Below are 11,570 nucleotides of genomic sequence, written 5' to 3' on the forward strand. Positions count from 1 at the left end.
AAGAGACAGCCCCCCGCACCATCCGGCCGCCCCGGCGACGCGCACCCCAGCCCCACGCGCGTCTCCGGGCCGGCCCTCCCGTACCCCGAGGAGATCCCCGCGTGATACGCCCGCCCCTGCCCGCGCTCCCGCGCACCGCGGCCGTCGCCGTCGTGGCCGCGGCCCTGTGCGCGGCCCTGGTGCCCGCGCTGCCGGCCGTCGCCGCCCGCGCCCCGGCCCCGCCGTCGGACGCCCGGCTCGCCGACGAACCCGCCCGACACGACCTGACGCGCGACCAGTTCTACTTCGTGCTGCCCGACCGCTTCGCCAACGGCGACCGGTCCAACGACCGCGGCGGGCTGACCGGTTCGCGTGACGCCACCGGTTACGACCCCACCGGCAAGGGCTTCTACCAGGGCGGCGACCTCAAGGGGATCACCGATCGGCTCGACTACATCAAGGGCCTGGGCACCACCGCCATCTGGATGGCGCCCATCTTCAAGAACAAGCCGGTGCAGGGCACGGGCGACGACATGTCGGCCGGCTACCACGGCTACTGGATCACCGACTTCACCCAGGTCGACCCGCACTTCGGCACCAACGCCGAGCTGGCGAAGCTGATCGACAAGGCCCATGACAAGGGCATGAAGGTCTTCTTCGACGTCATCACCAACCACACGGCCGACACCGTCGACTACGCCGAGAAGAAGTACAACTACCGCCCCAAGGGCGCCTATCCGTATCTCGACAAGGACGGCCGCCCCTTCGACGACCGCGAGGGCGTCGGCCGCGTCGACACCGACGCGTTCCCGTACACACCGGTCCCCAAGGCGGGCGAGAAGAAGGTCCCGTCCTGGCTCAACGACCCGACGATGTACCACAACCGGGGCGACTCGACCTTCGCCGGGGAGAGCTCCGAGTACGGCGACTTCTCGGGCCTCGACGACCTGTGGACCGAGCGTCCCGAGGTCGTCGACGGCATGGCGGAGATCTACCAGAAGTGGGTCCGCGACTTCGACATCGACGGCTTCCGCATCGACACCGTCAAACATGTCGACCTGGACTTCTGGACCCAGTGGGCCACCGCGCTCGACGCCTACGCCGCGAAGCGGGGCCGCGACGACTTCTTCATGTTCGGCGAGGTCTACTCCGCCGACACCGCCGTCACCTCCCCGTCCGTGACACGCGGGCGGCTCGACTCCACACTCGACTTCCCCCTCCAGGACGCGGCGCGCGCGTTCGCCTCGCAGGGAGCGTCCACCGAACGGCTGGGGAAGGTCTTCGCCGAGGACTACCGCTACACCACCGACAAGGCCAATGCCTACGAGCAGGTGTCCTTCCTCGGCAACCACGACATGGGCCGTATCGGCACCTTCCTCAAGCAGGACAACCCGGATGCCGGCGACGCCGAACTTCTCCAGCGCGCCCGCCTCGCCAACGAGCTGATGTTCTTCTCGCGCGGCAACCCGGTGATCTACTACGGCGACGAACAGGGCTTCACCGGCCCCGGTGGCGACAAGGACGCCCGCCAGAGCCTCTTCGCGTCCACCACCCCCGACTATCTGGACGACGACCAGCTCGGCACCGACCGCACGCACGCCTCGGACGCGTACGACCCCACGCACCCGATCTACCGGTCGATCGCCGAACTCTCGAAGCTCACCAAGCGCCACCCGGCGCTGCGGGACGGCGTACAGACCGAGCGCTACGCCGCCGACTCCGTGTACGCGTTCTCCCGCACCGACGCGCGGAAGCGCGACGAGTACGTCGTCGCCGTGAACAACGCGGCGACGCCGAAGACCGTGCGGGTGCCGACCGGTTCGGCGCGGGCCGACTTCCGTGCCGTGTACGGCACTTCGGGCACGGTACGCAGCGGGGCCGACGCGACGATCGAGGTCACCGTCCCGGCGCTGTCGTCGCTCGTCCTGCGGGCCGCCGAACCGCTCGCGCCGCCCGCCGCCAAGCCGTCGATCACCCTGACGGCCCCGGAGGCGGGCGCCACCGGCACCGTGGAGATCGGCGCGGACGTCGACGGCGGACAGCTCAACCGCGTCGTGTTCGCCGCCCAGACCGGCAACGGCAAGTGGCGCACCCTCGGCAGCGCCGACCACGCCCCGTACAAGGTCACCCAGCATCTCGATGCCGACGTGACCGCAGGAACACCCCTGCGCTACAAGGCGGTTGTCATTGACAGCCGGGGCCGTACCGCCTCGGCCCTCGCCTCGTCGACCGCCGGGCAGACGCCCGCGCCCGAGCCGCCCACGGCCGTCGAGCGCGAGCACGCGATCGTGCACTACCAGCGCCCCGACGGGAAGTACGAGGGGTGGCAGCTCAAGTCCGGTGACAAGACCGCCGAGTTCACCGGCCGTGACGCGTACGGCGCGTTCGCGTGGGTCGACGTCCCCGAAGGCGCGTCGAGCGTCCCGTACACCGTCGTCAAGGACGGCACACCGGACGGCCCCGAGCGCACCGTCGACCTCGCGAAGACCGGTGAAGTCTGGGTCGAGCAGGGCGCCGACGGGCAGAGCGAGAAGGCGCCCGACGGCGCCTACCCGCCGCAGGACAAGACCAAGGCCGTCCTGCACTACCAGCGGGTCGACGGCGACTACGACGGCTGGGGACTGCACACCTGGACCGGCGCCAAGGACCCGACCGACTGGGCGAAGCCGCTGATGCCGGTGAAGGAGGACGCGTACGGCGTGACGTACGAGGTGCCGCTCGCCGAGGGCGCCACATCGCTCAGCTACATCCTGCACAAGGGCGACGAGAAGGACCTGCCGTCGGACCAGTCGCTGGACCTGGCGACGTACGGCAACGAGGTCTGGATGCTCGGCGGCCGGCCGAAGTATCTGCTGCCGACCGCCGGCGCCGTACCCACGCCGGATCTCGGCAAGGCCGAGGCGCAGTGGATCGACCGCGACACCGTCGTGTGGAAGGTGAAGGCCACCGAGGCCACCAGCCAGCAGCTCGTCTACGCGCCCGACGGCGGCATCACCGTCGAGAACGGCGCGCTGTCCAAGGAGGGGCAGTGGCTGCGGCTCGCCCCGGGGACGCTGACCGACGCCCAGAAGGCCGACCACCCGCACCTGAAGGACTTTCCGGCCTTCACCGTCGACCCGCGTGACCGGGACAGGGTGAAGGAGTCGCTGCGCGGCCAGCTCGTCGCCACGCAGCGGGCCGCCAACGGCGCGCTGCTCGACGCGACCGGCGTTCAGATTCCGGGCGTGCTGGACGACCTGTACGCCGCCGACGCCACCCGCTCCTCGCTCGGGCCCGTCTTCCGCAAGGGAAGTCCCACCTTGTCGGTGTGGGCACCCACCGCCCGGCGGGTCGCGCTCGAACTGGACGGATCGAGCGTGCCGATGCGGCGCGACGACCGCAGTGGTGTGTGGTCCGTCGAGGGGAAGAGGAGCTGGACGGGCAAGCCGTACCGGTACGTGGTCGACGTCTGGGCGCCCAGCGTGCGGAAGATGGTCACCAACAAGGTCACCGACCCGTACTCGACCGCACTGACCACCGACTCGGCCCGCAGCCTCGCCGTCGACCTGACCGATCCGAAGCTCGCGCCCAAGGGCTGGTCGACGCTGAGGAAACCGGCGGCCGTCCCGATGCGCGAGGCGCGGATCCAGGAGCTGCACGTCCGCGACTTCTCGATCGCGGACCGCACCTCGGACCACCCCGGCCGCTATCTGGCCTTCACCGACACCGGGTCCAAGGGCATGAAGCACCTCGCCCAACTGGCCGGCGCCGGGACCAACTACGTCCATCTGCTGCCCGCCTTCGACATCGGCACCATCCCGGAGAAGCCCTCCGACCAGCAGGAACCGGCCTGTGACCTGTCCGTGTACGCCCCCGACTCCGACGAGCAGCAGGCCTGCGTCGCGAAGGCGGCGGCGAAGGACGGCTTCAACTGGGGCTACGACCCGCTGCACTACACGGTGCCCGAGGGCAGCTACGCCAGTGACCCCGAAGGCACGAAGCGCACGGTGGAGTTCCGGCGGATGGTGCAGGGCATCAACGGCACCGGCCTGCGGACCGTCATGGACGTCGTCTACAACCACACCGTGGCGAGCGGCCAGGACCCCAAGTCCGTACTCGACCGGATCGTGCCCGGCTACTACCAGCGGCTGCTCGACGACGGCACCGTGGCGACGTCCACCTGCTGCGCCAACACCGCGCCCGAGAACGCCATGATGGGCAAGATCGTGGTGGACTCGCTCGTCACCTGGGCGAAGGAGTACAAGGTCGACGGCTTCCGCTTCGACCTGATGGGCCATCACCCCAAGGCCAACATCCTCGCCGTACGGAAGGCGTTGGACGCGCTGACCGTCGCGAAGGACGGGGTCGACGGGAAGGCGATCGTCCTCTACGGCGAGGGCTGGGACTTCGGCGAGATCGCGGGTGACGCGCGCTTCGTCCAGGCCACGCAGAAGAACATGGCGGGCACCGGGATCGCGACCTTCTCCGACCGGGCGCGCGACGCGGTGCGCGGCGGCGGCCCGTTCGACGAGGACCCCGGGGTCCAGGGCTTCGCGTCCGGACTCTTCACCGACCCCAACTCCTCCACGGCGAACGGCACTCCGGCCGAACAGCGGGCCAGGCTGCTGCACTACCAGGACCTGATCAAGGTCGGTCTCACCGGCAATCTCGCCGACTACTCCTTCACCGACAGCGCGGGCCGCACCGTCAAGGGCTCCGAGGTCGACTACAACGGCGCCCCGGCCGGCTACGCCGCCGCACCCGGCGACGCGCTCGCCTACTCGGACGCGCACGACAACGAGAGCCTCTACGACGCCCTGGCGTTCAAGCTCCCGCGCGCCACCCCGGCCGCCGACCGGGCCAGGGCGCAGGTGCTCGCCATGGCGACGGCGGCGCTCACCCAGGGTCCCTCGCTCTCCCAGGCGGGGACGGACCTGCTCCGTTCCAAGTCGCTGGACCGCAACTCCTACGACAGCGGCGACTGGTTCAACGCCATCAACTGGGACTGCCGCGACGGCAACGGCTTCGGGCGCGGACTGCCGCCCGCCGCCGACAACGAGGACAAGTGGCCTTACGCCAAGCCCCTGTTGGGGACCCCCGGCATCACCCCCGGCTGCCCGGAGATCACCGGCGCCTCCGCCGCGTACCAGGATCTGCTGAGGATCCGTACCACGGAGTCGGCATTCCGCCTCTCCTCCATGGGCGCCGTTCAGTCCGCGCTGTCCTTCCCGCTGTCCGGCCCCGACGAGACACCGGGTGTCATCACGATGCGCCTCGGGGAGCTGGTGGTGGTCCTCAACGCCATGCCGGACACGTCGCGGCAGCGGATCGAGGCGCTCGCCGGCCGGGCGTACGGACTGCACCCGGAGCAGGCGGGCGGCTCGGACGCGACGGTCAAGAAAGCTTTGTACGAGCGGAGTTCGGGCACCTTCGCGGTGCCGGGGCGGACGGTGGCGGTGTTCCGGGCCGGGGGGTGACCGGCTCGCCGGCGGACCTGCCCTCCTGATCGAACAGGTCCCTTTCTGACTGATTCTCACCATGGGTGGCAGTCCTGGTCCCCAACTGGGCCAGACTGTCCCCGTGGTGGGACATCTTCCCGACGAGACGACCAGCTTCGTAGGACGCACGAGCGAGCTGGCCACCGTCGAACGCGCTTTACGGACACACCGGTTGACCACGCTCACCGGCCCCGGTGGCGTGGGCAAGAGCAGACTGGCGCTGCGCGCGGCCGGCCGGGCGGTCGAGCGCTACCCCGACGGCGTCTGGTGGGTCGACCTCTCGCCGCTCACCGACGACCGACTGCTCCTCATCACCGTCTCCGACGCGGTCGGACTCGCCGACCACACCCTGCGGATGCCCGTCGAAGCACTCCGCGAATGGCTCACCGACAAGCGGCTGCTGCTCGTACTCGACTGCTGCGAACGGCTGGTGAACGCCTGCGCCCTGCTCGCCGGGGAACTCCTCACCGCCGCGCCCGGCCTCACCGTCCTCGCCACCAGCCGGCAACCGCTCGGCACCCCCGCCGAGGAACGGGTCGAGGTGGCGCCCCTGCCGCTGGACGGCGACGACGAGAAGGGCCTGGCCCTCGCCCTCTTCCGTGAGCGCGCCGCTACGGCGGCGCCCGGCGTCTCCCTCGACGAACCGCCCGTCGCGGCGGCCGCCGACGAGATCTGCCGCCGCCTCGAAGGCATCCCGCTGGCCCTCGAACTCGCCTGCGCGCGCCTCGGTGAGAACAGCGTCCAGGAGATCGCCGAACGGCTCACCTCCCGCCTCGACGTCCTCACCGACCAGACCGTCTGGCCCCGGCGCCACCGGGCGCTGCGCACCGCCATCGGCTGGAGCCACGAACTCTGCGCCCCGCTGGAACGGCTGCTGTGGGCCAGACTCTCCGTGTTCAGCGGCGACATCGAGGAGGCCGACGCGCGCGCCGTCTGCGCCGGCGGACCGCTGACCGCCGACGACGTCACCCGCGCCCTGACGGGCCTCGCCGACCGCTCCGTGCTCCGGCGCGACGGCACCCGCCACCGGATGCTCGACACACTGCGCGAGTACGGCGCCCTGTGGCTGGCCGAACTCGGCGAGGAGCGCGTGCTCGCCGACCGCCACGCCACGTACTTCGCCGCGCTCGTCCGTCAGGCGCACGGCGGATGGCTCGGCCGGGACCAGATCGCCTGGTACGGCAGGATCGCCGACAGCCACTCCGACCTGTGCGCCGCCCTCGACCACTTCCTCGCCACGGACCCGGCGGCGGCCCAGGAGATGGCGGGCCGGGTCGGCTTCTTCTGGACCTGCTGCGGCCACCTCCACGAGGCCAGGATCTACCTGGAACGCACCCTCGCCGCCCACCACGCGCCCGGACCGGACCGGACCCGCACGATGTGGGCGCTGGGCCTGACCGTGATGCTCCAGGGCGACCACGAGGCCGCGCACCGCTTCGGCGAACGGTGCAGCATGGCCGCCTGGAAGGACAAGGATCCCGAGTCCATGCTCTCGGCGGCGTACCTCCTCGGCCTCACCTCACTGATGATGGGCCGCGCGCAGGCCGGCCACACGGTGTCCGACCGCGCGCTGAGCGCCGTGGGGGGCGACGGCTTCTCCTACCCCTCGCAACTGCGCTGCCGCCTCGTCCGTGTCTTCGCCCTCACCGGCCTCGGCCGGCTCGAAGAGGCGGGCAGGGAGGCGGCGACCCTCCGCGAGGAGTGCGCGGAGCGGGGCGAATGCTGGACCCGCTCGTACGCCGACTACCAGCTCTCCCTGGTCCACCTGCTGACCGGCCGCCCGCACGAGGCGGAGACCCACGCCCGCTCGATGCTCGACGGCAAACACCAACTGCGCGACAGCTTCGGCATCGCACTGGGCCTCGACCTCCTGGCGGCGGCCATAGCCGCCCAGGGCGACGGCGAACGGGCGGCCCACGTCTACGGCACGGGCCAGGCCTACTGGCGGATGGTCGGCCACCCCCAGCGCGGCACGCCGGAACTGGCGGCGGTCCGCACGGAGTGCGAACGCGGGGCGCGCGAGTCGGTGGGCGACCCGGCGTACGAGACGGCGTTCGGCCGGGGCCTGGCGGAGGACAGGGCGAACGGCCTGGCGAGGGCGCTGCGAGGGCCGATCCCGTGAGCCGGGGCGGCCGATCCCGTCAACGCCGCTTCCATGCGCGGAAGTTGCCCGAACTTGTTGCAGGCTTCGTCGTGGCGTGAACCCCGCCGGACGGGTAACCCGGTAGGCATGACGTCCACCGACGTGAAACCAGAACCCGAACAGGGCCAGGGCAGGACACGCGCGTCGCGCGTGTCGAGGGCGCCCTGGTGGGTCAAGCTGCCCGTCGGGCTCGTGGTGCTTGTCGTGCTGATCGGGATCGGCAGCCGGCTCGACCTCGTGCCCGGATTCGACGATGTCTTCGGTGAGAAGACGAAGGACCGCACCGGACCGACCCTTCTCAAATCCATCCAGGACCTCAGCCGGTACCAGGCGGCGTCCGGGAACTTCCAGGTGGTGGTGGATCTGGAGAAGGACGCCAAGTTCCTCCCCGACTCCATCAAGGGGAGCCGCACGCTCTACGTGGGGGCCGGCAGCGTCGGGTCGTACGTGGATCTCGGCGGGATCGGCGACAAGAACGTCCAGGTCGACAAGGAACGCACCACCGCGACGCTGCGGCTGCCGCACGCCGAGCTGGGCAAGGCCACGCTGGACGCCGACCGGTCGTACGCCGTCTCCAAGCAGCGCGGACTGTTCGACCGGCTCGGTGACTTCTTCTCCGACAATCCGGCCGACGAGCGCGCCGTCAACAAGCTCGCCGCCAAGCACATCCAGGACGCCGCCAAGGACAGCGGACTGACCGAACGCGCCGAGAAGAACACCACCAGCATGCTGCAAGGGCTGCTCACCTCCCTCGGCTTCAAGGAAGTGACGGTCGTCTACGGGGCGGCGGGCTGACAGCCCCCTGCGTCTACGCCGTGCGGTCCTGTAGCCGTACGTCCCGTCGGCGTACGTTCCGTGCGGCGTACGTCCTACGACGTACGCGGAGCGGGAAGCGGCAGCGCCGCGGTCGGCAGCGTCGCCGCCAGGGCCGTCAGGCGGGCCACCAGATCGCCGAACGGGCCGCCCGGCGGCTCGTCGGCGAGGACCGGCAGCAGGATCCGCGCCATCTCGTCGTCGTACGCCGCGCTCACCGCGGCCAGCGCGGCGAAGTCGTGCACCAGCTGCAACTCCAGGTCGCCGCGCGGGATCCGGCGGCCGTCCAGCCACAGCAGCGCCGTCGACTCGGCGAGTGAGACCCAGGAGCGCACGACCAGCTCCAGCCGGGGCGGCGGCGACTGGATGGAGAGGTGGGACAGGATCTGCTCGTACGCGGCCTGCCGCACCTCGTCGATCATGGCGTTGGCCCTGGACGAACCGACGGCCGGACCGCCCCGCATCAGTGCGAAGAAGCCGGGGCCGTGCTCGTCGACGAAGTCGAAGAAGCGCGTCATGACGCGCAGCAGCCGGGTGCCGAGCGGCCCTTCGCGCGGTTCGACGAAGCGCTCGGCCAACTCGTCGGCGGCCCGCCGCAACGCGGCCTCGTACAGCGACTGCTTGCCCGGGAAGTAGTGGTAGACCAGCGGCCGGGAGATGCCGGCGGCCGCCGCGATCTCGTCGATGGAGACGTGATCGGGCGAACGGTGGCTGAACAGTTCCAGCGCGACACCGATCAGTTGCTGCCGTCGTTCTTCGACGCCCATTCTGCGTCGTACCCCGGTCGTCATATGAACAGCCTAACCGTCGGTGGCCGCGGCCTGTCGGTTACGCTCGCCGACCATGAGCGCACCTGACCAGGAAGAGGTCACCGAAAGGCCCGTACCGGAGCTGGTGTCCGGGGCGAGGTCCGAGGCGAGATCCGGGGTGACGGCGGAGTTGGCGGCCGATGCCGATGCGGATGCCGACGCCGTCGCCGACGACCTGGACGGTCCCGGCGCCGACGGCCACGACGACAGTGCCCTCACCCCACGCCAGGCCCGCCGCGTCCGCGTCGTCGTCGCCTCGGTCCTTCTGGTCGCCATGGCCACCCTGTTGGCCGTACGGTTCGCCAACCGCAGCTCCGTCCTCGTCGTCGGCCTCTACGGGTTCGCGATGATCCTCTGCGGCGTCGTCATCGAACTCAGCAGGCACGGCCGCACCCGCCTCGCCACCTGGGTGCTCGGCTTCGGCCTCGCGGGGACGCTCGCCACGGACTGGCTGCTCCTGCCCTGACCGGCCGGGCCCCGCCCGTCACCGCAGCGCGCCCACCCGTGTGCCGTCCGCCAGCAGCCCGTCCAGCTCCGCCCGGTCACCGGGCCCGGCCGGCACCGCGAGCACCCGCCCCCGCCCGTCGCCCGTGACACCGCCCGTCGTACGGACGGAGCGGAACTCGTCGCTGCCGGCCGCCAGTACGTACCACCGGCCGCCCCGCGACTTCCACAGCACGCCCGCCAGCACCCGCGGCTCCCGCGCGCCGCACGCCGACGAGTTCTCCGCGCGCGCCGCGACGGCTCCCGGTTTGGGCACGCCGGCCTTCGCCGACGGCGGCTGGAACTGCGCCAGCACCCTGCTCTCCGTGCCCCGCCACGTCTCCGCGCGGGTGCACACCCAGCGGGCGCCGCCGTTGGACTCGGGCAGGCTCTGGCTCGCGTACTGCCAGGAGTTCACCGTCCGCACGCCGTGCGAGCGCACCGCCGGCAGCAGACACGCCGTACGCGCCCAGGCGGCGCGCGCCGCGGGCCCCGACACGTCCGAGGGCGCCGACGGCGGGCCCGACGTCAGCCGCGCGGGCGTGAGTTCGCCGAGGTCGGACAGCAGCCGCACGGCGCCGCCCTTGCCGCTCTCCGCCACCTCCAGCACGTCCCACGCCCCGCACTCCCGCCGCGCGCCGGGCGTCGGCAGCGGATCCGTCACCCCGTCCGCGCCGCGCCCGAGGGGCCGCGCGCCACCGGCCGGGTCGAGCAGATCGCGTACGGACGTCACGCCCACCCAGGGCGCCGTCAGATAGCGCACGTTGCCGTCCGTGCGCCCGGCGACCAGCGCGTACGTGGCCGGGGCCGCGCCGGGCGGGGTGTCGGCCGACGCCCCGTCGACCCGGGCGAAGTCCAGCGCCACGGGGCCGGTGCCGGTGCGGGGTTCCGCGTACCGGGCGATCCGCAGCCCGTCGTACAGCAGCACCACGCGCGCCCGGTCGACCTCGCCCGCGTACAGCAGCTGCGCCGGTCCCATCGGCGGCCCCACCGGCGTCGCCGGGGTCGACGAGACCCGTACCGACGGCCCCGGTCCGGCCCACACCGCCAGCGCCCGCCGCAGCAGCGGCCGGTCGTCGGCCAGCGCGCCGCGCGTGGGCCACACGGAGAAGTCCGTACGGGCGGACGCCCGCCAGGCGTTCTCCGGAACGCGGTGCACCTTCGCCGGGTCCAGAGCCGCCTCCGCCGCCGAGCCCCGCGCGTACGACGGGGCGGCGGCGCCGTTCGCGCCCCAGCCGTCGCCGGGCAGCCCGAGCAGCGCACCGCAGACGGCCGCGGCGGCGACACCCGCGACCGCCGCGCGCGCGTGCCGGCGCCGGCGCAGCAGATCCGTGGGGCGGGCCTGGAGCGAACAGGGGTCGTACTCGGGGGACTCCAGCAGCGCCACGCCCTCCGTACCGATGCCGTCGGCCTCCACGAGGGCCGCGTCCGGGTCCTCGACCCCGGCGGCGGTGAGCAGTCGGCGTACGTCCCCGTCGGGCAGCCGCTCCAGCCCCCTCAGTACGAAGGCGGCCCTGGCGCCGCCGGAGAGGGCCGACAGACGCTGGTCGAGGGCGAGTTCGTCGGCGCCGCCCGAGCGCGGGAACAGCCGCAGGCCCCACACGTGCGGCAGCAGCGGCGGCAGTTGGGCGCGCCGGGGCCGTGCCGCGCGGCGCAGCGGGCGGCCCGCGTCGAGCGCCTGGCGCAGCACCCGGCCGCGTACGTAGGCGTATCCGTCCTCGGGCGTCGCCGCCGTGCGGTTGCGCGGCAACGAGCGCTGGACGACGGCGTGGGCGGTCAGCACGCGGCGGTTGCGACCGAGCGCGGGAGGCAGCACGAGATACGCGATCCGCGCCAGCCGCGGGTAGTGCTCGACGAGGGCGGCCT

Annotated in this window: 6 protein-coding genes; 4 read left to right on the top strand and 2 right to left on the bottom strand. The window is 72.1% G+C overall.

The genetic code is table 11. The features are described from left to right. Positions 1-152: 152 nt before the first annotated feature. The 3 genes from pulA (at position 153) to P3L51_RS31855 (ending at position 8,394) form a co-directional block, all read left to right on the top strand. Positions 153-5,435 (top strand): pullulanase-type alpha-1,6-glucosidase, encoded by a 5,283-nt coding sequence (gene pulA / locus P3L51_RS31845; RefSeq protein ID WP_435594569.1) that lies wholly within the window; start codon positions 153-155, stop codon positions 5,433-5,435. Between the two features lie 106 nt (positions 5,436-5,541). Further along, entirely contained in the window at positions 5,542-7,578 is a 2,037-nt protein-coding gene (locus tag P3L51_RS31850) for an ATP-binding protein (RefSeq protein WP_354608810.1), read from the top strand. A 108-nt stretch (positions 7,579-7,686) separates the two neighbouring features. Then, the gene (locus tag P3L51_RS31855; RefSeq protein WP_354608805.1) at positions 7,687-8,394 is read left to right on the top strand and encodes a DUF4230 domain-containing protein; all 708 of its coding nucleotides are present in this window, start codon (positions 7,687-7,689) and stop codon (positions 8,392-8,394) included. A gap of 74 nt (positions 8,395-8,468) precedes the next feature. Here the strand turns inward: P3L51_RS31855 and P3L51_RS31860 are convergent, their stop codons facing one another. Further along, positions 8,469-9,203 carry a TetR/AcrR family transcriptional regulator gene (locus P3L51_RS31860; protein WP_354608806.1) on the bottom strand — a complete coding sequence of 245 codons (735 nt, stop codon included), beginning with the start codon at positions 9,201-9,203 and terminating at the stop codon, positions 8,469-8,471. A 52-nt stretch (positions 9,204-9,255) separates the two neighbouring features. On the opposite strand from P3L51_RS31860, the gene P3L51_RS31865 reads away from it, so the two are divergent. Further along, positions 9,256-9,687 (top strand): hypothetical protein, encoded by a 432-nt coding sequence (locus P3L51_RS31865; protein WP_354608807.1) that lies wholly within the window; start codon positions 9,256-9,258, stop codon positions 9,685-9,687. 18 nt (positions 9,688-9,705) lie between these two features. Here the strand turns inward: P3L51_RS31865 and P3L51_RS31870 are convergent. After that, the coding region (locus P3L51_RS31870) for a hypothetical protein (RefSeq protein WP_354608808.1) at positions 9,706-11,570 on the bottom strand (1,865 nt) is incomplete at its 5' end.

This window comes from Streptomyces panacea, assembly GCF_040560175.1.
GTDB lineage: Bacteria > Actinomycetota > Actinomycetes > Streptomycetales > Streptomycetaceae > Streptomyces > Streptomyces panacea.

What these genes read in the sequence shown, in the direction of transcription:
- P3L51_RS31855 (WP_354608805.1), top strand. Translation starts at nt 7,687, where the DNA reads ATGACGTCCACCGACGTGAAACCAGAACCCGAACAGGGCCAGGGCAGG.
- P3L51_RS31860 (WP_354608806.1), bottom strand. Translation starts at nt 9,203, where the DNA reads ATGACGACCGGGGTACGACGCAGAATGGGCGTCGAAGAACGACGGCAG.
- P3L51_RS31865 (WP_354608807.1), top strand. Translation starts at nt 9,256, where the DNA reads ATGAGCGCACCTGACCAGGAAGAGGTCACCGAAAGGCCCGTACCGGAG.